Origin of the sequence: Collinsella sp. CLA-ER-H9, assembly GCF_040092295.1 — a bacterium.
In the GTDB taxonomy this organism is placed as follows: Bacteria; Actinomycetota; Coriobacteriia; order Coriobacteriales; family Coriobacteriaceae; genus Collinsella.
In genome coordinates this window covers 254,359-276,791 of sequence record NZ_JBBNLV010000001.1, presented here as the reverse complement: position 1 = coordinate 276,791, position 22,433 = coordinate 254,359, and the positions used below count along the sequence as shown (strand labels likewise).

At 61.5% G+C, this 22,433-nt stretch carries 16 protein-coding genes; 14 read left to right on the top strand and 2 right to left on the bottom strand.

Going from position 1 to position 22,433, the window contains the following annotated elements; genetic code table 11:
• The first annotated feature begins 3 nt into the window (after positions 1-3).
• Both AAAX73_RS01160 and AAAX73_RS01155 read left to right on the top strand, forming a co-directional pair.
• Positions 4-2,670 (top strand): ABC transporter permease, encoded by a 2,667-nt coding sequence (locus AAAX73_RS01160; RefSeq protein WP_349124794.1) that lies wholly within the window; start codon positions 4-6, stop codon positions 2,668-2,670.
• Positions 2,671-2,887: 217 nt separating this feature from the next.
• Complete coding sequence (locus AAAX73_RS01155) at positions 2,888-4,093, top strand: DUF362 domain-containing protein (protein ID WP_349124793.1); 1,206 nt, start codon at positions 2,888-2,890, stop codon at positions 4,091-4,093.
• 164 nt (positions 4,094-4,257) lie between these two features.
• On the opposite strand, the gene AAAX73_RS01150 is transcribed toward AAAX73_RS01155, so the two are convergent.
• Positions 4,258-5,223: an alpha/beta hydrolase gene (locus AAAX73_RS01150; RefSeq protein WP_349124792.1), complete on the bottom strand. Its 966-nt coding sequence runs from the start codon at positions 5,221-5,223 to the stop codon at positions 4,258-4,260.
• A gap of 186 nt (positions 5,224-5,409) precedes the next feature.
• On the opposite strand from AAAX73_RS01150, the gene AAAX73_RS01145 reads away from it, so the two are divergent.
• From AAAX73_RS01145 to AAAX73_RS01110, 8 genes are all read left to right on the top strand, one after another.
• On the top strand, positions 5,410-6,093 hold the full coding sequence (locus AAAX73_RS01145; RefSeq protein ID WP_349124791.1) for a hemolysin III family protein: 684 nt from the start codon (positions 5,410-5,412) through the stop codon (positions 6,091-6,093).
• A gap of 108 nt (positions 6,094-6,201) precedes the next feature.
• Positions 6,202-7,575: a hemolysin family protein gene (locus AAAX73_RS01140; protein ID WP_349124790.1), complete on the top strand. Its 1,374-nt coding sequence runs from the start codon at positions 6,202-6,204 to the stop codon at positions 7,573-7,575.
• Positions 7,576-7,598: 23 nt separating this feature from the next.
• On the top strand, positions 7,599-8,444 hold the full coding sequence (locus tag AAAX73_RS01135; protein WP_349124789.1) for a hypothetical protein: 846 nt from the start codon (positions 7,599-7,601) through the stop codon (positions 8,442-8,444).
• 136 nt (positions 8,445-8,580) lie between these two features.
• Positions 8,581-8,970: a YtxH domain-containing protein gene (locus AAAX73_RS01130; protein WP_118080297.1), complete on the top strand. Its 390-nt coding sequence runs from the start codon at positions 8,581-8,583 to the stop codon at positions 8,968-8,970.
• A complete protein-coding gene (locus AAAX73_RS01125; RefSeq protein ID WP_349124788.1) occupies positions 8,970-9,725 on the top strand; it encodes a PRC-barrel domain containing protein in 756 nt (251 codons plus the stop codon). The genes AAAX73_RS01130 and AAAX73_RS01125 overlap by 1 nt, the downstream gene beginning before the upstream one ends.
• A gap of 72 nt (positions 9,726-9,797) precedes the next feature.
• A complete protein-coding gene (locus AAAX73_RS01120; RefSeq protein WP_349124787.1) occupies positions 9,798-11,204 on the top strand; it encodes a polysaccharide deacetylase family protein in 1,407 nt (468 codons plus the stop codon).
• A 320-nt stretch (positions 11,205-11,524) separates the two neighbouring features.
• A complete protein-coding gene (locus AAAX73_RS01115; RefSeq protein WP_349124786.1) occupies positions 11,525-13,369 on the top strand; it encodes a CBS domain-containing protein in 1,845 nt (614 codons plus the stop codon).
• Positions 13,370-13,443: 74 nt separating this feature from the next.
• Entirely contained in the window at positions 13,444-14,640 is a 1,197-nt protein-coding gene (locus AAAX73_RS01110) for an Nramp family divalent metal transporter (protein ID WP_349124867.1), read from the top strand.
• A gap of 543 nt (positions 14,641-15,183) precedes the next feature.
• Here the strand turns inward: AAAX73_RS01110 and AAAX73_RS01105 are convergent.
• A complete protein-coding gene (locus AAAX73_RS01105; protein WP_349124785.1) occupies positions 15,184-17,400 on the bottom strand; it encodes an acyltransferase family protein in 2,217 nt (738 codons plus the stop codon).
• Between the two features lie 186 nt (positions 17,401-17,586).
• Here AAAX73_RS01105 and AAAX73_RS01100 point away from each other — a divergent pair, with 186 nt between their 5' ends.
• The 4 genes from AAAX73_RS01100 (at position 17,587) to AAAX73_RS01085 (ending at position 22,432) form a co-directional block, all read left to right on the top strand.
• The gene (locus AAAX73_RS01100; protein WP_349124784.1) at positions 17,587-18,558 is read left to right on the top strand and encodes a ribokinase; all 972 of its coding nucleotides are present in this window, start codon (positions 17,587-17,589) and stop codon (positions 18,556-18,558) included.
• A gap of 27 nt (positions 18,559-18,585) precedes the next feature.
• Positions 18,586-19,560: a nucleoside hydrolase gene (locus AAAX73_RS01095; RefSeq protein ID WP_117640515.1), complete on the top strand. Its 975-nt coding sequence runs from the start codon at positions 18,586-18,588 to the stop codon at positions 19,558-19,560.
• 203 nt (positions 19,561-19,763) lie between these two features.
• Positions 19,764-20,774, top strand: coding sequence for a LacI family DNA-binding transcriptional regulator (locus AAAX73_RS01090; RefSeq protein ID WP_117640516.1), 1,011 nt, complete (start codon positions 19,764-19,766; stop codon positions 20,772-20,774).
• Positions 20,775-21,031: 257 nt separating this feature from the next.
• Positions 21,032-22,432, top strand: coding sequence for an L-fucose/L-arabinose isomerase family protein (locus tag AAAX73_RS01085; protein ID WP_117640517.1), 1,401 nt, complete (start codon positions 21,032-21,034; stop codon positions 22,430-22,432).
• Position 22,433 lies beyond the last annotated feature (1 nt).

Genomic DNA, 22,433 nt, shown 5'->3' with positions numbered 1-22,433 from the left:
GCCATGACACCTCTCGCAAAACGTCTCCCGCGCGAGCTGCGCCGCAATATCGGCAAGTACCTGGGCATATTTTTACTCATGTGCGGAAGCATCGCCCTTACCTCGGGTTTTTTGCTCGCGGCCCACTCCATCGGTTGCCTTATCGACGACATGCGCGATGCGTACACGATTGAGGACGGCCGCGTGACCACCTCCTTCGAGGCTACCGACGATCAACTCAAGGCCGCCGAAGACGCGGCGGAGGACGTCGGCGGTGTCACGCTCTACAAGAACTTCTCTATCGACGCCATCATCAAAAAGACCGCCGGCGACGACGGCACCAAGCGCACGCTGCGCACCTATGCGCACCGCACCAAGGTCGATATCGCGTCCTACTGTGAGGGCAGGCAGCCCAAGACGGACGACGAGGTGGCCGTCGACCGCGTATTTGCCACCAACAACGATCTCGCCGTGGGCGATAAGGTCGAGCTTGAGGGCCGCACCTACACCATCTGCGGCATCATGACCCAGCCCGATAGCCAGGCGTTGTTCCTCAACAATTCGGACTTTACGGTGAACACCATCACGTACGGCGTGGCCGAGGTCACCGATGCTGGCTTTGCCGCGCTCGAGGATGCCGGCGGCGCGCCTGCCTACACCTACTCCTTCATCTTTGCCGATCGCGACCTCCCCACTGCAGATCGCATCGATGCCGAGCAGGATATGGTCGAGGCACTGGCCGATGCCGATGCGCGTGTGGACGATCTGATCGATGCCGATTCCAATCAGGGCATTGGCTATGCGCGCGACGACGTGGACGGCGACTCCACGATGTGGATGACGCTGCTCGACATCATCATCGTGATCATGGCGTTTGTCTTTGTGGTGCTCACTGACGCCACCATCGAGGAGGAAAGCGCCATCATCGGCACGCTGCTCGCCAGCGGCTATCGTCGACGCGAGATCGTGCTGCACTACCTGGCACTTCCCGCTGCCGTGGGCGTGGTCGCGGCGCTTTTGGGCACTGCGCTCGGCGTTGTGTTCTTTACCGAGCCCATGCGCAGCCTCTATTACGGTTCGTACAGCCTGCCGCCCTTCCAGGTGTACTGGAGCTGGGGGATCTTTGTGAAGTGCGCCGTGGTTCCCACCGCCGCGCTCATCCTCATCACGCTGGTGGGTCTGCTTCGCAAGACGGGCAAGACACCGTTGCAGTTCCTTCGTCACGAGGCGAGCGGCAAATCGGGCACCAAGCGCGGCCTGCAGCTGCCGGAGCGCATGGGTTTTGTTTCCCGCTTCCGCCTGCGCATCTTCCTGCGCAACCTGGGTAACTTCGCTACGCTCTTCGTAGGCATTGCGTTTGCCTCGTTGCTGCTGCTCTTTGGCCTGGCGATTCTGCCCACGATGACGCACTACGCGGACAACCTCGAGACGAGCCTGGTCGCCGAGCATCAGTACACGCTCAAGGCTCCGCTGGAGCTCGAGGGCACTGCCGAGGAGCGTGAGCAGTGGTCGGCGCTCGAGCGCTTGCAGTCGGTTGACGGTGCGCTGCTTTCCGCCACCCAGGATGCCGATGACGAGCTTGACGACGCGGCCGATGCGGCGCAGGCGGCAGCCGATGCCGCGACCGCATCTCCGTCTGCCGAGAGCCTGACCGCAGCGCAGGATGCGCTTGCCAAGGTCCAGGACAAGAAGGATGCGCTCTACGCGCGCCTTGACGATCTTGCCGATGCCCTCGGCTGCGACCGCGACGAGGCTATCGACCTGATTGACAAAGCCTCTAAGATCGACACCGACAACGATGACATCCACCCGGTCAATACGACCGACAACGGCGCGGGCGCAATCGCGCAGGCCGAGAAATATGCCGTTTACCAGCTGCAATACGACCGCGGCGATGGTAATGGCGAGGAGACGATTTCCGTCTACGGCATCTCGCCCGATTCGCGCTATTGGAAAGGCCTCAACGTCGGCGACGGGCGCGTCGTCTTTGGCGGCGGCCTGCTCGATAAGTTTGGCTGGAGCGAGGGCCAGAAGGTCACGCTCGGCGACAAGTACGAGGGCGAGCATTATTCCCTTGAGTATGCGGGCGAGGACTGTGCCTGGGGCTCCAAGTCGGACATGAATATCTATATGAGTATCGACGACTTTAACGAGCTGTTCGACAACGACGCCGCCTACTTTAACGGCTATGTAAGCGACGAGAAGCTCGACCTCGATGCGTGCTACTTTGCCGGCGACACCACGCCCGACGACATGCGCGCCGTGGGTGACCAGTTCATCGGCATGATGAGCAAAATGATCGGCATGATGGTCGGGCTCGCGGTGTTTATCTTCCTGCTGTTTATGTACTTGCTGACCAAGGCGGTGATCGACCACAGCGCCCGTTCGATCAGCTGCATGAAAGTTTTTGGCTATCGCGATGGCGAGATCTCGCATCTGTACATCCGCTCGATTACGCTGTGCGTGGCGGCGTCGCTCGTGCTGAGCCTGCCGGTCATTATTGGCTCGCTCACGGCCATCTTCCGCTCGATGCTGCTCGCCTACAACGGCAATATCGAGATCTACGTGCCCGCTTGGTCCATGGCTGCATGCGTCGGCATTGGCTTTGCGACCTACCTGGTCGTGGCGCTGCTACACACGCGCTCTATCAAGCGCGTCAGCCTGGCCGAGGCCCTCAAAGTGCAGGAGTAGTCATCGGGGACGTTCTTAAATGACTAGTCATTGGGGACAGTCTTTGCCGATTCGCCGGCTCGCCGGCCGGGCCGGCAAGGACTGTCCCTGGCGGCACTCATTTAAGTCTGTCCCCAATGAGTGCCCAACGACTAGGTGTTGGGCTTGACTTTGACCCTGCTTCAACGGGTACCATCTCCTATGTCTGTAACGCCATATAGACCGAGGGGATAGATTTATGACCGCAACTGCACCCGTCGCACCGGCAAAGGTGTACTTTACCAACCTGCGCACGCATGCTCGCGAGAGCCAGCTCGACAAACTCAAGCGCCTCATTTGCCGCGCCGGTATTGAGCAGGTCGACTTCGAGAACAAGTTCGTCGCCATCAAGATTCACTTTGGCGAGCTGGGCAACCTGAGCTTTTTGCGCCCCAACTACGCCCGTGCCGTCGCGGACGTCGTGAAGGAGCTGGGCGGCAAGCCCTTCCTCACCGACTGCAACACGCTTTACGTCGGTAGCCGCAAAAACGCGCTCGAGCACATCGACACCGCCTACCAGAACGGCTTTACCCCGTACGCCACGGGCTGCCAGGTCATCATCGCCGACGGACTCAAGGGCACCGACGAGGTGCTCGTTCCGGTCGAGGGCGGCGAGTACGTGCACGAGGCCAAGATCGGCCAGGCGCTCATGGATGCCGACATCGTGATCAGCCTCACCCACTTTAAGGGTCATGAGCAGGCCGGTTTTGGCGGCGCCATGAAGAACCTGGGCATGGGAGGCGGCAGCCGTGCCGGCAAGATGGAGCAGCATGCCGCCGGCAAGCCGAACGTCGCGACCGAGCACTGCGTTGGCTGCCATGCCTGCGAAAAGATCTGCGCGCACAACGCTATCTCGTTCGACGGCACCCGCGAGCGCGAGCTTGCCAGCGGCAACACTCGCACGGTGCACGTGGCTGCCATCGACCACGATCGCTGCGTGGGCTGCGGACGCTGCATTGCGGCATGCAACCAGGACTGCATCAAGCCCGGCTATGAGGCCGCGGCCGACGTGCTCAACTGCAAGATCGCCGAGTACACCAAGGCCGTTGTCCAGGATCGTCCCAGCTTCCACATTTCGCTGGCTATGGATATCAGCCCCAACTGCGATTGCCATCCCGAAAACGACACACCTATCGTCAACGATATCGGCATGTTCGCGAGCTTCGACCCGGTCGCCATCGACCAGGCCTGCGCCGATGCCGTCATGGCATCCGAGCCGCTGCCCAACACCGAGCTTACCGACAGCGCGGCCAAGATGGAGCACAATCACGAGCATCTGGAGGGCGAGCAGGCCAAGGATCCCTTCTGCATCACGCATCCCGACACCGACTGGCGCGTGTGCATCGCGCACGCCGAGAAGATTGGCCTGGGCACGAGCGATTATGAGCTCATCGAGGTCAAGTAGCGCCTAGCTATTGGACAAAATAAGCGCCTTTGTAGCGTAAGTTGAGCAAAAGCCGCCCACGAGCACAACGCTTGCGGGCGGCTTTTCAGAAGTGCGGTGAAAAATCGAATACCGCCGACTACAAACCGATTTTTGGCAACAAAACCCCAGACGTTGCTTTTTGCCTAAAAATTCTTGTCGAGGAAGTCGTCGACCGTGTTCCAGTAGAGTTCGGGGTCGACCTGCGCGCTCTTGGCGTGGGTGGCGCCATGGATGGAGAGCTTTTGCTTGACCTTGCTGGCGCATGCGTCGTAGTTTTGGTCGAGCATGTCGTACGGCACAAAGGTGTCCTGGTCGCCGTGGATAAACAGCATGGGAACCGTCGCGTGTTTGAGTTGCTCCACACTGCTCGCCTTATGAAAGTCGTAACCCGCGCGCACGTTGCACACCAAGTTTGCTACATCGAGCAAGGGAAAGCTGGGCAGGCCAAACACGTCCTTGAGCTGCAGAGAAAACTCGTCCCAAACACTTGTATAACCGCAGTCCTCGATAATGCATTTCACGTTTGCGGGCAGAGATTCCCCCGCGACGTTCATGGCAGTTGCCGCACCCATCGACTCGCCAAAGACCAGGATGCGCGCCTCGGGGTCAGCCTGAACGATTTGCTCGATCCATGCGACGATGTCGAGGCGCTCGGGCCAGCCCATGCCGATATAGTCGCCGCCGGAGCGCTCGTGGGCGCGTGCGGCAGGCGCGAGCACGTTCATGCCGCGGTCGTGGAAGCGCTTGGCGTATCGGGCCATGCCAATGGGCTCGTTGGTATATCCATGCAGGCAGACGGCGTAATCGTGGGTGTTCTCCGAGGCAGCAAAATACCAGGCGGCAAGCTCGGTCCCGTCGTTCGCGGTGAGGCTGCTGCTCTCGCGGTTCTCTTTAAACCACGCCTGCGCCTCGGTTTCCTCGGCATCCGGCTGCTCATCCTTTTTGTCGTCTTTGCTATCCTGCATCATCTTCATGGTGTAGGGCGCTTGGGGATTCAGGGCAAAGTCGAACAAGAAGTTGCCGGCAAACCCCAGTAGCGCGACAACGACTACCAACGTAACAATGCCGGCTATCTTGAGCTTTCGATGGGAACGTGCGTTTTGAGACATAAGAAGCTTTCCTATAAGATGTTAATACATCAACATTTAATGCAAGCGCATTATGGACGTTCGCCGTTGATGCGTCAACAGGCAAAGAATGGGTAAACAAAGGGTCACGTATGGTGCAAATTTCGCACGTACCCAGACGCTTTGATATAGTGTTGAGAACTCTTTACGTTGGAGGATGTAACCGGCATGTCCGATTCGAGCGACAGTTCTAAGCCGCGACCCAAGACCGCGGCCGTTCCACACTACACCATGGGTGAGGAGATCATGAACTCCGTCACCCATGGTGTCGGCTGCCTGCTGGGTATCGCGGGCCTGGTGCTCCTGATCGTATTCGCCGCCCTGCGCGGCGGAGGCCCGGCCCACATGGCCGCGGCGATTGTCTATGGCGTCAGCATTATCCTCGAATACCTAGCCTCCACGCTCTACCACGCGATTCAGCCCGCGCGCGCCAAGCGCGTGTTTCGCATCATCGATCACAGCTGCATCTACCTGCTCATAGCCGGCAGCTATACGCCGTTTTGCCTCATCACGCTCGCAAACGACGGCGGCCCTGCGCTGTTCTTTGCCGTATGGGCCATCGCCATTATCGGCATCGCGCTCGAGTGCTTTATGCGCGAGCGTCAACCGCACTGGGTAAGCGGCCTGGTCTACCTGCTGATGGGCTGGCTCGTTGTCTTTAAGCTGCCTGAACTTGTGGCGCTGCTCAACCCCGTGGCACTTGCCCTGCTCGCCGTCGGCGGCGTGTGCTACACCGCGGGCGTTCCGTTCTATATCGCCAAAAACGTGCGCTATCTGCACAGCGTGTTTCACCTGTGGGTGCTCGCCGGCAGCATCTTCCAGTTCATGGCGGTGATCCTCTTCGTAATCTAGCGACCACGCCAGCGCCCGTGTCCTTGTTTGGGCGCCGGTGCAATTGCCGTATCCGCCGTCAACGTTTTAATCCGACGTCCCGAATCTTGGAGGTTCGAGAAACTCCCGATGGACATAACCATCTCCCTTATCACCACCCTCGTATTGACCCTCATCAACGGCTACTTCTCTATGTCCGAGATGGCGCTCACCACGGCCAAGCGCGCCGTGCTGGAGCACGAGGCCGAGGAAGGCGACAAGCGCGCCGAGCGTGCCGTTAAGCTGGCTGCCGACTCCGACCAGCTGCTCGCCACCATCCAGGTCGCCATCACGCTCGTGGGCTTCGCCTCGTCCGCCGTCGCCTCGACGAGTCTGTCCGACCCGCTCGCCACGTGGCTCATGAGCTTTGGCATCGCGCCGCTCTCCGCCATCGCGCGCGGCCTGGCGCCGGTCATCATCACCGTCGCGGTCGCCTTCGTCTCCATCGTGATCGGCGAGCTCGTCCCCAAGCGCATCGGCCTGGCCAATGCCGAGGGCGTGTCCAAGCAGGTCGTGGGCCCGCTTTCCGTGTTCCAGAAGATTGCTCGCCCGCTCGTGTGGCTAACTGGTGCTTGCTCCGATGGCCTGGCCCGTATCCTACGCATCAAGAGTGCCGACGACCGCCAGAACGTCTCGGAAGAAGAGATCAAGTACATGGTCTCGGAGCAGGACGACCTGCTCGACGAGGAAAAGCGCATGATCCACGAGATCTTCGACCTGGGCGACACCGTTGCCCGCGAGGTCATGGTGCCGCGCGTGGACACCACCATGTGCGAGGACGACGAGACGGTCGCCGACGTGCTGTCCACCATGCGCCAGACCGGCTTTAGCCGCATCCCCGTCTATCACGAGGATCCCGACAACGTTGCCGGCATCGCGCACATCAAGGACCTGATTCAGCCCGCGCTCGACGGCAAGGGCGACCAGCCCATCGCCGGCTTTTTGCGCGACGCCACCTTTGTGCCCGACACCAAGGACATCCTGCCGCTGCTGTCCGAGATGCAGACCTCGCACGACCAGATTGTGGTGGTCGTGGACGAGTACGGCGGCACGGCCGGCATCATCACCATCGAGGACATCGTCGAGGAGATCGTCGGCGAGATCGAGGATGAATTCGACCCCGACAACAAGTATCTCACGCGCCTTTCGCGCCGCGAGTGGCTCGTTGATGGGCGTTTTTCGTGCGATGACGCGATTGAGCTTGGTTGGCCGCTTGAGGAAAGCGATGATTATGAGACCATCGCCGGCTGGATTTTGGAGCTTTGCGACTCGGTGCCCGACATCGGAGAGGTGTTTGAGGTTGCGGGGTACAAGTTTAAAGTGCAGTCGATGCGTGGCCAGCGCATCTCGCTCATTCGCGTGATCGCTCCGGCCGAAACCGATAAGAAAGATTCCGAGCCCTCGGCAGATGAGCCGGCGGCGTCGGGCGCGGGCCCTGCGGACCCGCACGACGGCGACGAGTAGGCAAGGAAGAGTAGGGGAGAGTTATGGCAGGCCTGTTCAACATCCTTAAGGTCACCGTCAGCGAGGACAAGATTTGCGCGCACGTGCTGGTGAACCCCGGCATGCCGCTCATGACCTCGGAGGATATCGAGGCCACGGCGCGCGTGTATTACCTGGTGCCGGCGATTGCCAAGCACCTGTGCCTGGGTGATTCCGGTCGCGAGTTCCAGGACTGTATGGGCCAGACCGAGCTTTGCCATCTGCTTGAGCATGTGACGGTCGAGCTCATGAACGAGACCGGTCTTGCCGGTAGCATCTCGTGCGGCCGCACGCGCGTAAGCGAGCACGACGAGCGCGTTTTTGAGGTTGAGCTTTCGTGCCCCGACGACGCGCTGGCCATCGGTGCGCTGTCTTCGGCCACCTTTATGATGGACTGGGCGTACCTGCACGCCGACCAGCCTGCCCCCGACGTGGAGGGCACGGTCGCGGGCCTGCGCAACCTGGTGCTGGGCATGCGCGCCGAGGCCGAGGGCAAGGATCCTCACGAGGCCGTCGCCGCTGCGAACGGCGAGGGCGAGGCCGGGGACGCGACCGAGGGCGAGGCGCCTGCCGAGCCTGCTGCCGAGCTTGTCGACGAGGCCCCTGCCGAGGAGACCGTCGAGCCCGAGTCCGCGGAGCCCCAGGGCGTCCCGAGCTTTGACGACGAGCCGCAGGAGGCAATCGATACCGAGGGCGCGACCGCCGAAAGCCACGAGGCCCCCGCTGCCGTCTACGGTGGCGCGGCGACGGCTCCGGTTGCCCCCGCGCACGAGGGAACGCTGCCGCTCGTTGACGGCGCCGGCGAAGACCCGGCCGCCACGGTGGCCATGCCGGCCGTGCCGCAGGAGTAGGCTCACTCGCTTATCACCATCATGTACCTGCGCCTTTACCGTACGCAGATGAGCAAGACGGCAAGCGCTGTGCTGCGGGTATAATGGACAGCATTCAAACGGTGGGCGCCGAGGTGCCCGCAGGAGAGGAATGAACATGGGTAAGACTTTCAACTTTATCTCGGGTGCGCTCTTCGGTGCTGCCGCCGGCGCTATCATCGGCGTCGCCCTGGCTCCGCGCTCGGGCGCCGAGACCCGCGCCATGGCTGCCGATATCGCCAACGACGCCTGGGATAACATGCGCGACACCTACGAGCACGGTGCCGAGGAGGCCCGCGCCGCGGTCAACGATTTTGGCCCGATGGTCGACGCCAAGACCGATGACCTGCGTGCCAAGGTTGACCTTGCCCGCGAGCGCATGGACCAGCTGCGCGAGCAGCTCAACGACGCCATCTCGGGCGGCAATGTGACGCCCGCCGCCGATGTCGTGGTCGAAAACGCCGTCGAGGCCGACGCCGAGGCCGCGGAGCCTTCGACCGAGGCATAATGCGCGCCGGGGATTTTGTCGGCGCCAAGATCTATCGCAAGCCTGCCGAGGATAAGCGCACTAAAAAAGATGGCACGCCGCGCAGCCCTAAAAAGCTCGGCAAGATTCACTTTCCGGTCTTTACCCCGGGCGGTACGCGCGTGGTGGGCTTTATGGTGCGCCAGTCCGATATCGCGGGCATGATCGAGCGCCCCGACCGATTTGTGGCGCTCGATGCCATTGGCGTCTACGAGGGCGCCATCGCGGTTGACGACGTCAAGGGCACCTACGATGCCGCTGCGGCCAAGCGCCTCGACATCAACCTGGACGATTGCATTATCTGGGTTGGCATGGACGTGCGCACGGAGTCGGGCGATGTCGTGGGCTATTGCTCGGATGTGGAGTTCAAGCCGCGTTCGGGCATCGTGCAGACGTTCTACGTGACCGCCGGCACTGCCTCGAGTGTGCTGGTGGGCGACACGCAGATGCCGCCGACGATGCTGCGCGGCTATGCGGACGGCGCGATGATTGTCTCGGACGAGGTCAAGTCGCTCGGGTATTCGGGCGGCGCCGCCGCAAAGGCTGCCGAGGCAAGCGTCGTGGTGGGCGATAAGGTCAAGAAGGGCGCCAAGGTGCTCGATGATAAGGGTTCGGTCGCCGTGGACAAGGGCAGTCGCGCGCTGGGCAAGCAGCTCGGCAAGACGCGCGGTATGTTCAAGGCCTTTAAGGACGAATATCAAAAGGCGAGCGGTGGCTCGTCGAAAGCTAGCAAATAGCGACGTACCAAATGATGGGAGGCAAGCCGGAGACCTGTTGCTCCGGCTTGCTGCGTTTATGGGGGAGGGCACATGCGCCAAAACGGATCATATTCACACGGACGCTCGGGCTCGCGTCCGACGGCGCGCCGCGATCTGGGGCAGCTGCCCAGCGGTCAGCGCAAGCGTCACCGTAAGCCTGGCGCGATGTATCTCAACCATAGCCGCGGCTTTAGCGACCGCAGCGCTCGCATCGGCAACGGCCGCACGCCCCGCCGTCCGTCTCGCCTGCCCTATGCGCTCATCGCCGTGGGTTGCGCGCTCGTGCTGTTCATCGCTGCTGTCGTGGGCTACGTCAACCGCAGCGTGGATGTCGTCCTCAACGGCCAGGAGACTGCGGTGCGCATCGGCTCTACGCTGCAAAATCTCATCGACGACCAGGAGCTGACCGATACCTACGACGCCGGGGACTTGCTGGCCGTTGACGACAGCGTGCTTACTCGCCATGGCGGCGAAAAGCTGTCGGTAAAAGTGGACGGCAAGCGCATAAAACAGGGCAAGTGGAAAAGCCGCGAGCTTACGGGCGGCGAGAAGGTGACGGTCAAAGACGGCCGCGACACGTATGAGAAGCATGAGGTCCAGGCGACGGTTATCGAGCCCAAGCTCAAGGTCGAGGGCACGGGTGCCATCGAGTACGTTAAGACGTGGGGTATCCAGGGTCGCTCCGAGGTGTGGGTCGGCGAGCAGTCGGGCAAGACGCAGGACCGCGGCGAGGTCGTGCCCGCCACCGATTGCGTGGTCGAGTGCGCGAGCGTGGCGCCCAAGGGCAACGAAAAGTACGTGGCGCTGACGTTTGATGAGGGCCCGAGCGGAGCGACCAAGCAGATCTTGCAGGTGCTCAAGGAAAGGGGCGTCACCGCGACGTTCTTCCTGTCGGGCGATGCGGCCGAGGCCTCGCCCGCCACGGCCAAGGCGATTGTCGATGCCGGCTGCGAGGTCGGCTCCAACAGTTACAGCGACGAATCGCTCAAGGGCAAGGATCGCGATGCGGTGCGCGAACAGGTTTCGAAGGGCACCGAGGCGATCAAGTCCGCGACCGGAACGTCGACGATGCTTTTGCGTGCTCCCTACGCAGCCTTTGACGAGCAAAACTGGATTGATGCGATGGACCTGGTGTCTGCCGTGGTCTCGTGGAATATCGATTCGGGCGACTGGCTGCTCAACGGTGCCGACGAGCAGGTCTCGACGGTGCTCGATTCGGTGACGCCGGGCAACATTGTGTTGCTGACCGATAACGATGAATGCGCCGAGCAGACGCTCGAGGCGCTGCCGCAGATTATCGACGGGCTTATTGCCGACGGCTACAAAATCGTGACATTGAGCGATCTGGTCAAGACGGATACATCGCTGAGCAAAAAGCTCACCTCGCTGACGAAGGCCGCCATGCCCAAAAACGCCGTGTTCCCCCAGCTCGCCGAAGATGACGACACCACAGACTAGTCATGTAAGAACGTCCCCAATGACTATGTCACGGATGCGTCAGCGTTTGGTATGCCTGCGATGTTTGGAGCATAAATTTGGCGCCACGGCGCGATGCTGATGCTATAGTTACTGCGGATAACAAGGGTCAAGAGAAAGGTTGCAGGTGAAATCCAAACCTCGACCATACAGTCGATGACCCCATGCAGGTGCTTCTTGCGCATGTACGGGGTGTGAGCGCCGAGCGGCGTGCCGCCCGCGCATGCGTATACATATCTAAAAGTCCACGGACGGCGTGCCGGCATGGCCGCAGTTCGAAGGGATAATGATGGGGAGCACCAGTGAATTATCTGAGTGAGATGCTCAAATTGCCGGTCTTGGACGTCGATGGCGAAAAGCTCGGCGTTGTGAACGATTTTGGCATTGCTACCGGCGAAGTTTTTCCGCACGTAACATCGCTCGCGTTCCGCGGACCCGGCAAGACGCCGTTTATGATCAGCTGGCGCAAATGGGTTGACCGTATCGACGAGACGGGCGTACACCTTAAGTCGCCGGCCACCGAAATCCGTTTTTCGTACCTGCAGCCGACCGAACTTTTGCTCGCGCGCGACGTGCTCAACAAGCAGATTGTCGACACGCAGGGCATGAAGGTCGTGCGCGTCAACGACATCAAGTTTTCCATGTCGGGCGAAAATCAGCTGCGTCTGCTGGGTGCCGAAGTTGGCGCCCGTGGTCTGCTGCGCGCGATCAGCCCCGCCCTCGAGCATGTCGTCGAGAGCTTTATGAAGCACCTGGGCAAACCGCTCGGCGAGGACATCATCGCCTGGTCCTACATGGACCTGCTCGACCGTTCGACTAAAAACATCCAGCTTTCGGTGTCGCACAAGACGCTTGGCGAGCTGCACCCTGCTGACATCGCCGACATTATCGAGCAGCTCGACCCGCGCCTGCGTGCGCAGGTGTTCGCGCAGCTCGACACCGCCCAGGCCGCCGAGGCCATCTCGGAGTTCGACGACGACGAGCTTATGACCGAGATGCTCGAGGGCCTGTCCGATACGGACGCATCGTCGATGCTGGCCATGATGGACCCGGACGACGCCGCCGACCTGATCGATGAGCTCGATTACGAGAAGGCCGAGAAGCTGTTGCGCCTGATGGGCGTTCAGGAGGAGAAGGCGATTCGTAACCTGCTGGGCTATGAGGACAACACTGCCGGTCGCATCATGACCTCGGAGTTTGTCTCCCTGCCCGCCACGGCGACGGTCGGTGACGCCATCGAGGCGATCCGCAAGCTCGATGAGGACTTCGAGAGCGTCTACTATGTCTATACCGAGGACCCGAGCGGCATGCTCACCGGCGTCCTTTCGCTGCGCACGCTCATCGTGGCCGACCGCGATGCCACGCTGGGCCAGCTGGCCTATCGCGACCTGGTGTATGTGTCGCCCGACGATGACCAGGAAGACGTAACGGACGAGATGACCAAGTACGACCTGGTCGCCATCCCCGTTTGCGACGAGAACCGTCACATCTTGGGTATCGTGACCTTTGACGACGCCATGGACGTTATCGCCGAGGAGCACCAGGAGGACCTGCAGATCGCAGGCGTCGGTTCGGGCGATAGCGCGTCCGACGACTCGACGAATGTGCTCAGCTGGTTTGTGCATCGCCAGTACTGGGTTGTCGTGTGGGGTATTGCCTCGTGCATCATGGCAACAGTGCTGGGAACGGCGCTGGGCTCTGCGCATCTGGTGGTGTTCCCCATGTGCGCCATGCCGCTCGTGCTGCTGGCTGCCTCGCGTATGGTGTCGTTCGTCAAGAACTACTTCCTGGAGTACGACGGCCATGACGATGAGCCCAAGCCGTATCTGGGGTTCTTCTTCCAGAGCACGGGCATGGGCCTGATTCTGTCGCTCGTGACCTACCTGTGCGCCCAGCTGGTGCGCACCGCCGCATTCCCCGACGCGTCCATGTTTGAAGAGCAGCTCTTTACCGGCTGCTTTAACATTGCGGCCATCGTTTGCCTGATTGGCAACATGAGCGCCGTGATTTACCTGATGGTGCTGTTCTGGCGTGACGAGCACGACCTCAATACGTCGGGTACCGCCATGAACGTCATTGCCGTCATGATTTCATGCGTGGCGTACTGCATCGCCGCGGTGTTGCTCACCATGTCGGTCATGGGGTAGGTGGTCGCGTGCAAAACACGAAGCAAAAGGCGAGCACCAAGCAAAAGCTGACCATCGCGGCCATCTTTGGCGCCATGGGCCCTGGCCTTCTGGCGGCGCTTTCGGGCAATGACGCCGGCGGCATCGCCACGTATTCCAGCGCCGGTGCCAGCTATGGCTACAAGATGCTGTGGATGCTTCCCGTCATGACCGTGCTGCTTATCGTGACGCAGGAGACTGCGGCGCGTTGTGGCTGCGTCACAGGCAAGGGCCTGGCGTCGCTCATTCGCGAGCGCTTTGGCGTGCGCAGGAGCGTGCTGGCCATGGCGGCGCTGCTGATCGCCAACACGGCCGTGACCATCTCGGAGTTTGCGGGTATCGCGAGCGGCCTTGCCCTCTTTGGCGTGCCGGCGAGCATCTCGGTGCCGCTGGTGGCGCTGCTGGTTTGGATGCTTACCATGTCGGGCAGCTTCCAGCGCATCGAGAAGATTCTGCTGCTGGTGAGCTGCGTGTTTGTGACCTACATCGTCGCTGCATTTATGGCTGGTCCCAGCTGGGGCGAGGTGGCAGTCGACCTGGTTGTGCCCAACATCCAAAACGACCCCAGTTACGTGTCGCTTGTGGTCGCAACGATCGGCACCACCATCGCGCCGTGGATGATCTTCTTGGCGCAGAACAACGTGGTCGATAAGAATGCGGGCGAGGACGATATCGTGCTGCAGCGTATCGACACCGTGAGCGGCTCGATTGCCGCCGATGTCATTGCCGGCTTTATTATCATAACGACCGGTACGGTGTTGTTCCCTGCGGGCATTCAGATCAGCGATGCTGCCGACGCCGCCCGCGCGTTGGAGCCCATCGCGGGCCAGTGGTCCACGGTGCTGTTTGCCTCGGGCCTGGTCGCGGCGAGCTTCTTGGCCGCCTGCGTGCTTCCGGGCGTTACGTCCAGCGCTATCTGCGAGGCATTTGGCTGGGAGCGCGGTGCCGATCGCAGCTGGGACGAGGCCCCGGTCTATCGCGGCATTATTACGGCTATCATTGGCATCTCTGCCGTGCTGGTGCTCATGCCCGGCGTCGACCTGTTCCAGATTATGATGACCTCGCAGGTCATCAACGGCGTGCTTTTGCCTGTGGTCCTGGTGTTCCAGGTGCTTATTGCCGCTGATCGACACATTATGGGCGCCAACCGCAACGGCCGCGTGTGGAATGTGCTCACGTGGGCGACTATCGGTGTGATTACGGTGCTGACGGTCGTCATGTTTGTTCTGCAGGCGATGGGTTACAGCGCTTAACGCCCACTTTTGCTTCCGAACAGGTCGCAGCGATGGGCTGCGGCCTGTTTTCCGTCTGCTATAGGGTGTTAGTTGTATGGCAGTGGGCAAAAAATGCCAAATATGAGTACTGTTGCTAAGTGAATAGCATTTACATCGAAGAAGATAATGAACATAACTTATAGTATGTCCATTAAAATTGGCGCCAATACGCCTTAAACCAGTCAGGTTGGCTGCTTTAGGGGGTTCTAGGGGCCGCTCGGACGTCATTTTGGGTTGTTTTGCCTGCTACTAAAATGGTACCAGTACTCATATTTGCCCTTTTTGCCCACAGACCTTTGAGGCTGCGGCGAAAAAGGCTTGTTTTGATTGTTTGGGGCAGACGCGAGGCGCGGAAACGATGTCTGGAGCGGCGGAGCGGCTTGGAATTCATCCGTAGAGGTCTTCATCGGCTGCGCCAGGAGTGCCTCCAAGTGCCGGTACAAAAGGAGCGTCCCTAACTGCCGCAGGGGGCGTCGGCCGTGGCCGACGCCCCCTGCGGGTGTAAGCAGATTTGGCTGCGCGTTACTTGTCGGTGCCTAGCTTGTGCGGTTTGTAGGCGAGGGCGCTGACGAGTGCATCGGCAGCGGATTTGACAGCCGCCGGCTGCGGATCGTTAACGTGATCCTCGGGATGCACGGGCAGGTCCTTCTTGACGGCATCGTGGATGAGCTTAAGGTACTCGGTCACACCCGCGTTCGAGAGGTGCGTGCCATCGCCATCGAACAGATCATTGCGGTTGGCGCTGTACCCGTACCAGTCGATAACGCGTACATTCTTGTAGCGCGTGGCGGCGTTGGCGATGGCCTGGTTTGTGGACCCGACCCACGGCTGCGGGCTACGCGTGTTTACAAACACGACAATACGCTGCTCGCCGGCGTCGGCCATGATCGCGTCGACCTGGGCGTCCGTTACCAAACCGTTGGTGCCCAGGGCAAAGACCACGATCTTGCCGGCAAGGTTCTGCTGGATATAGCCCTCAAATGTCGCGCGGCCCGCATCAAACTGGCGGCCCTTTTCGGCATCGATATGGCTGTGCGGGAACACGCCGTCAAAGGAATCAACGGCGCGCAGCGACACGGAGTCACCGATCATCAACAGGTCGTAGGAGCCATCGGGGAAGCCGTCGTTATCCTTGTCGGTGTCGTCGGCCGCCTGCTGGTCGGTGGGCGCGGTGTTTTTTGCTTCCTTGTTCAGAACTTCTGCGCCCTCGCCGCTCAGCGCAGACGTCTCGGGCACAAAGATCAGGCCGCCCAGCGCGATGACAAGCACGATCCCGCAAGTGGCGCACACAGGAATATGCGCGCGTGCCCAGTTGGCAGGCGTGGTGGTGCCATCGCGGAATTCGGCGACGGTACGGCCGAAGGCGCCCTTCCTAAACGGCGTCTCGATAAAGCGATACGAACATTCGGCCACGGCGACCACCACAAGTACCTGCAAGATGTACTGCCACCAGGGCGTATCGTTGATGTTGGCGACCGGGTTCATAAGCAGCAGCAGCGGATAGTGCCACAGGTAGATGCTGTACGAGCGCTTGCCAACCCACACGAGTGGCTCGGCGGACAGCGCGCGGGCAACCATTCCCTGGGGCTGCACGCAGGCCGCGATGACCATGAGCGTGAGGATGGAACATAACAGCGTGCCGCCGCGATACTGGAACGCGGTGTAGCCGTTGGTGAGCGCGACCATGGCGGCAAGGCCAACCAGACCCACGACGCCCAACACATCGATGGATGCGGGCGAGGACCAAAAGCGCACGAGGGCGCTCGGCTGTGCCGGGGCGGTCTCGGCTGCTTCGTCGGCCTTCTCGCCAGGCTTGCCCTCGGCGTTCTTGCCGTGCTTGGCGGCGCCAGCCAGGCGATTGAGCCCCAAACGATGAGCGAGACGCACCGGCGCCAGGTCGCGATCGGGGATAAAGGCCATCCAGGCACCCAGCAGCAACGAGAACACGCGGGTGTCGGTGCCGTAGTACACGCGGCTGGGGTCGGCGGCAGGGTTGTAAAGCACCATCATGGCGAGGGCAGACACCGCGGCAAGGCCCAGAACCACGCGGCGCGTGTTGGGCTTGCTCACATGCATGGATACCATGGCAAACAGCAGTGGCGGCCAAATCAGGTAGAACTGTTCCTCGATGGCAAGCGACCAAAAGTGCGTGAGCGGCGAGGGGTCGCCCAGAGCATTGAAGTACGAGACGTTTTGGGCAATCTGCCACCAGTTGTTGAAGAACAGCAGCGATGGCAGGATGTCGGGGCGCATCTTGGTGAGCATCACGTGGTTAAAGATGGTGCACAGCGCGCAGGTCACGAACACTACCGTTACCACGGCGGGGACCAGGCGACGGATGCGGCGAATCCAGAAGCTCTTAAGGTCGATGCGGCCGGTCTTAGCGACTTCGTTGAGCAGCAAGCGCGTGATCAGATAGCCCGAAAGCACAAAGAAGATCGTGACGCCGAGCAGGCCGCCCTGAGCCCACGTGAGGTTGAGGTGGTAGAGCACCACCGCGACGACGGCAAGCGTGCGCAGACCGTCGAGCGCAGGGATATAGCGGGACTTGGGACGAGCGGGCGTCTGCTCCGCGGCGGGAGTATTGGCGCGGCCCTCGTTGTTGGCGGAAGCGCGATGGGGGCTCGCGGTGCGTCGCGGCTCGTTGGCACGGCGTTGGCCCTTCACGCGTTCGTGCGGCGCCGGCTCGTTGCCCGTGCGGCGTCGGCCGCGCGAGCCCGATTGCGAGAATTGTTCCATAAAACATCATCCAATGACGAGAATAATCAGCATGTATTCATTGTAGCTGCCTGCTCCTGTGAATGCTTGCTGCTGGCGCAAGCTCAAGCGCGCGTCCACATCAAAGTGAACTAAAGTTATAGAGGTGCGAGAGCACACGATTGACGGCCGACAGCGGGCGCAGAGCCCACGGACGAGGAGGTTTCCATGGCGGATCACAGCATCGTTGCGGTGTTCGGCAGCATGAACATGGACCTTTCGGTGGCGTGCGAGCGCATGCCGCGCGCGGGCGAGACAGTCGGTGGCAGCGGTTTTATCACCAACGCCGGCGGTAAGGGCGCCAACCAGGCCGTCGCCGCCGCGCGCATGGGTGCGCACACGTGCATGATTGGCGCTGTTGGGCGCGATACCTTTGGCGATGTGCTCGTGGCGGGGCTTCAGGATGCCGGCGTGGGCGTTGAGTTTGTGACACGTCTCGATGGCGTGGAGACCGGTACCGCGACTATCATTCGCTGCGAGAGCGACAACCGCATCGTGCTGTCGCCGGGCGCCAACCATGCACTTGCGGGCGAGGACGTTGCCCGCGCACTGAGGCGCCTGGTGGCCGACGAGCTCGACGGCGACGCCAGCGAGATTGCCCCGGCTGCCGGAAGCGTCTTTATCGCCCAGGGCGAATGTGATCTGATGGCAACGGCCGCGGCGCTCTCTTGCGCTCACGAGCTGGGATTCTATACGATCTTTAACCCGGCACCCGCCTGCGACCTGCCGGCAGGAGCGTGGCCTGCGGTCGACCTGGTCTGCCCCAACGAGACCGAGTGCCAGGTGCTGACGGGCATTCTGCCCTCGGATGATGCGAGTTGCGTCGCCGCGCTCAATGCGCTGCTCGACAAGGGCGCCGGGGCTGCGGTCATCACGCTAGGCGGTGCCGGCTCAGTTGCACTTGGCGATGACGGTGAGCTGCTGCGCATGCTGGCACTTTCGAGCGCGGTGATCGATACGACGGCCGCGGGCGATACGTTTATTGGTGCGCTTGCGGCAGCTCGCCTGGAGGGCCTGCCGCTCTTTGAGTGCATGGCCGCCGGCGCCCGTGCCTCGGCGGTGACGGTGTCACGTTTGGGCGCGCAGCAGTCGATTCCCACGCGTGCCGAAGTTGAGCGCATGTTTGGTTTAGACGATTAGTACAAGACGGAGAAGCGGAGTAGAACTATGGCGATTAAGAAGCTGATCCTTGATCTGGATATGGGTGTGGACGATGCGATGGCGCTTGCCTATGCCATCGCGAGCCCCGAGGTGGAGCTCGTGGGCATCACCACATGCTTTGGCAACGTGCGCGTCGAGCAGTCGGCGCACAACTGCCTGGCGGTGCTCGACCTGTTGGGTCGTCCCGAGGTGCCGGTGTACCTGGGTGCCGACCGTCCTCTGCAGGCGACCGAGCCCTATACACCGCCGGCGTCCACCACGCTCATCCACGGCAAGAACGGCATTGGCGGGGCGAGCGTGCCTGCGTCGCCCTACGAGCCGGTGGGGGCGACGTCGGCCGATGGCAACGCTGCGGTCGATTATCTGATCGATGCCGCGCGTACCTATGGCCCCGATTTGGTCTACGTGGCGACCGGTCCGCTCTCCAACTTGGCACTTGCCCTGGAGCGCGATGCGGCGGCGATGATGTCTATCGGCCGCGTGGTGGTGATGGGCGGCGCCCTGACCGTGCCCGGCAACGTGAGCGCGGGTGCCGAGGCCAACATGGCAAGCGACCCCGAGGCCGCCGACGCCGTGCTGCGCTCGGGCCGCAAGCTCACTATGGTGGGTCTGGATGTGACGCATCGCGCGGTGCTCACGCGTCGCGACATTGCCGGCTGGACGGGCTCGGGCACCATGGCCGGTTGCGCGTTTGCGAGCATGGTGGAGCACTACATTGGCTCGTACGAGATGAACGCACCCTACCTGGGCGGCTGCGCACTGCATGATCCCCTGGCTGTTGCCGTGGCGATCGACCCCACACTTGTGGGTGCGCTCGGCTGCAATTTGCGTGTCGACCTGCTGGGCGAGTACCGCGGCCGCACCATCTGCGATGAGCGCCGCGTGGCAGATCCCGACAAGAGCACGCTCGTGGCGCTGACCGTCGACGCCCCGCGCTTCCTGTCCGAGTTCAAGGCCCGTATGGCCCGCGTCCTTGGCTAAATGTTTTTCACGCCCCGTCCCAAATTGGCTACCGAGTAAATGTGCCCGTTGGGGGAATAGTCGCACCACTTCGCTTGACAACAGGCTAAACTAGCTATTAAACATTTACTATTCTGTTTAGATTGAATTTGCGGTCGTTTAGTTGTCGAGTCACGGGGCGGTCAGGCCATGATGCTCGACCGCGACCGTTACTAGGGGGAACAATGGCTAAAGCAAGTGTTCGCGAGATCAGCCGCATCACCGGTTTTTCGCCTGCGACTGTGTCCAACGCGCTCAACCGCAAGCGCAGCGTGAGCGAGGAGACCGCCAAGGTCATCCTGGAGTGCGCGCAATCGCTCGGCTACCAGCAATCGACGCAGCTCGAGAGCATCCAGTTCGTGCTCGCGCGCAAGACGGGCGCCATCCTGGACGAGAGCACCTTTCACCCCGCGGTCATCGAGGGCGTGGAGCGCCAGGCGCGTCGCCACGGCATGAGCACGAGCTTTGTCTCGCTCGACTTTAGCGACTTAAACGCCGTGCGCCCGCAGGTCGAGGGCCTTATCGCCGACCCGGCTGCCGCCATCGTGCTGATGGGCACCGAGCTGGGTGAGGAAGATTACGCCTTGTTCGCCAACGCTGCCGCCCACCTGATCGTGCTCGACGGCTGGAGCGACCGCCAGTACTTTGATGCTGTAGTCATTGCCAACACCGATTCGGTGTTGCGTGCCGTGGATTACCTTATCGAGAAGGGTCACAAGCAAATTGGCTACCTAGCAGGTGACCTTCGCATCCGCAACTTTAAGGACCGCGAGCGCGGCTATCGCCAAGCGCTTGAGGATGCGGGCCTCGAGGCCAATCCGGCATGGCGCGTCACGCTGAACACCACGCTCGAGGGCGCTTATCGCGACATGGGCGCGTGGCTCGACGGCGTTTCGCGCGACGACCTGCCGACGGCTTTCTTTGCCGAGAACGACGTGCTTGCCGTGGGCGCCATGCGCGCGCTGAGCGAACACGGCGTACGCGTGCCCGAGGATGTCTCGATCATCGGCTTTGACGACCTGTCTCTGGGCGCCTTCTCAAACCCGCCGCTCACCACGGTGCACGTTCCCAAGCACGAGGTGGGCGAGATCGCGGTGCGCCGCCTGGTGGGCAACATCCGCAATCCCAAGAGCTATACCTGCAAGACGGCCGTATCGACGTATTTTGTCGAGCGCCAGAGCGTGCGCGAGATTTAGGCGGAACGGCGCCAGATTTCAGAGCGGAAAAGTCCGCTAAAGGCAACCATACATAACGCTACCAAGAGGGGGTCCTTCGGGACCCCTTTTTGTTCTCCTTGTATGTTCAGTTTGTTTACATACCGTTTAGGCTGAATTCTCTACCGCTTGCGAGTATTTCGCGCTAAACTTCTAAACAGAATAGTAAAACATTTAGTAAACAGAACAAAACGAAACACGCGTCTGTTTACTGAACATGTGACTAGGGGAGGACGTACATGGATAAGATCAAGCTCGGCTTTGTGCCCACGCGCCGCAGCATCTTTAGCGCGCCGGACGCGATCAAGTATCGCGGCCTGACGGCTGATCGCCTGCGCGAGATCGGCGTCGACATTGTGGACATTGACGACATCAACGACGAGGGCCTGCTGTTTGACGACAGCCATATCGAGCCTATCGTCAAGAAGTTCCGCGCCGAGGGCGTCGACGGCATCATGCTGTGCCACGCCAACTTTGGCACCGAGTACGTTTGCGCCCGCCTTGCCCGTGAGCTCGGCCTGCCCGTGCTGCTGTGGGGCCCGCGCGACGAGCGCCCCGAGCCCGACGGCACCCGCCTGCGCGATAGCCAGTGTGGCCTGTTCGCCACCGGCAAGGTCCTGCGCCGCTTCCAGGTTCCCTTTACCTATATGACCAACTGCCGCCTGACCGATCCCGAGTTCGAGCGCGGCGTCTGGGACTTTTTGGCCGTGTGCAACGTGGTCAAGACCTTCAAGCACACTCGCATTCTGCAGATGGCCACCCGCCCGTTCGACTTCTGGTCCACCATGTGCAACGAGGGTGAGCTGCTCGAGAAGTTCAATATTCAGCTTTCGCCTATCCCCATGACCGAGCTCGTCCAGGCCGTGCGCGACGCCCAGGCCGACGAGCAGGCCATGGCCGCCATGCTCGACCACATTCGCGACAGCTTTGAGATCTGCATCCCCGAGGACAAGGTTCCCGCGGTTGCAGGGCTCGCTATCGCCATGAAGCGCCTGGTCGATAAGTACGGCTGCAACGCCGGCGCCATCCAGTGCTGGAACGCTCTGCAGGACGAGCTGGGCATTATGCCCTGCGCCGCCAACGCCATCCTCAATGAGATGGGTATCCCCGTCGTGTGCGAGACCGATATCCACGGCGCCATTACCGCGCTGATGGCCGAGGCCGCCGACCTGGGCCGTCACCGCGGCATGTTCGCCGACTGGACCGTGCGCCATCCCGATAACGAGAACGGCGAGCTGCTGCAGCACTGCGGCCCCTGGCCCTGCAGCTGCGCGGCCGTCAAGCCCAAGCTCACCTATCCGCTGGCTTTCGATCACCCCGGCGCGCTGACGGCCGAGGCCAAGCACGGCGACCTCACCCTTGCCCGCTTTGATGGCGACAACGGCGAGTATTCGCTGCTGCTGGGCAATGCCCGCGGCATCGACGGGCCGGCCGGCATGGGCACCTACCTGTGGGTTGAGGTCGAAAACCTCAAGCGCCTCGAGGCCAAGATCGTCGAGGGCCCCTACATCCACCACTGCGTCGCCATTCACGCCAACGTGGTGCCGGTGCTCTACGAGGCGTGCAAGTACATTGGCATCCAGCCCGACTTGTACGACCCGATTGAAGAAGACGTCAAAGCCTACCTGCGAGGAGAGTAGA

Coding starts and splice junctions, on each gene's coding strand:
- AAAX73_RS01155 (WP_349124793.1), top strand. CDS start 2,888: ATGACCGCAACTGCACCCGTCGCACCGGCAAAGGTGTACTTTACCAAC.
- AAAX73_RS01125 (WP_349124788.1), top strand. CDS start 8,970: ATGCGCGCCGGGGATTTTGTCGGCGCCAAGATCTATCGCAAGCCTGCC.
- AAAX73_RS01160 (WP_349124794.1), top strand. CDS start 4: ATGACACCTCTCGCAAAACGTCTCCCGCGCGAGCTGCGCCGCAATATC.
- AAAX73_RS01130 (WP_118080297.1), top strand. CDS start 8,581: ATGGGTAAGACTTTCAACTTTATCTCGGGTGCGCTCTTCGGTGCTGCC.
- AAAX73_RS01145 (WP_349124791.1), top strand. CDS start 5,410: ATGTCCGATTCGAGCGACAGTTCTAAGCCGCGACCCAAGACCGCGGCC.
- AAAX73_RS01140 (WP_349124790.1), top strand. CDS start 6,202: ATGGACATAACCATCTCCCTTATCACCACCCTCGTATTGACCCTCATC.
- AAAX73_RS01095 (WP_117640515.1), top strand. CDS start 18,586: ATGGCGATTAAGAAGCTGATCCTTGATCTGGATATGGGTGTGGACGAT.
- AAAX73_RS01135 (WP_349124789.1), top strand. CDS start 7,599: ATGGCAGGCCTGTTCAACATCCTTAAGGTCACCGTCAGCGAGGACAAG.
- AAAX73_RS01105 (WP_349124785.1), bottom strand. CDS start 17,400: ATGGAACAATTCTCGCAATCGGGCTCGCGCGGCCGACGCCGCACGGGC.
- AAAX73_RS01120 (WP_349124787.1), top strand. CDS start 9,798: ATGCGCCAAAACGGATCATATTCACACGGACGCTCGGGCTCGCGTCCG.
- AAAX73_RS01090 (WP_117640516.1), top strand. CDS start 19,764: ATGGCTAAAGCAAGTGTTCGCGAGATCAGCCGCATCACCGGTTTTTCG.
- AAAX73_RS01100 (WP_349124784.1), top strand. CDS start 17,587: ATGGCGGATCACAGCATCGTTGCGGTGTTCGGCAGCATGAACATGGAC.
- AAAX73_RS01110 (WP_349124867.1), top strand. CDS start 13,444: ATGGGCCCTGGCCTTCTGGCGGCGCTTTCGGGCAATGACGCCGGCGGC.
- AAAX73_RS01085 (WP_117640517.1), top strand. CDS start 21,032: ATGGATAAGATCAAGCTCGGCTTTGTGCCCACGCGCCGCAGCATCTTT.
- AAAX73_RS01150 (WP_349124792.1), bottom strand. CDS start 5,223: ATGTCTCAAAACGCACGTTCCCATCGAAAGCTCAAGATAGCCGGCATT.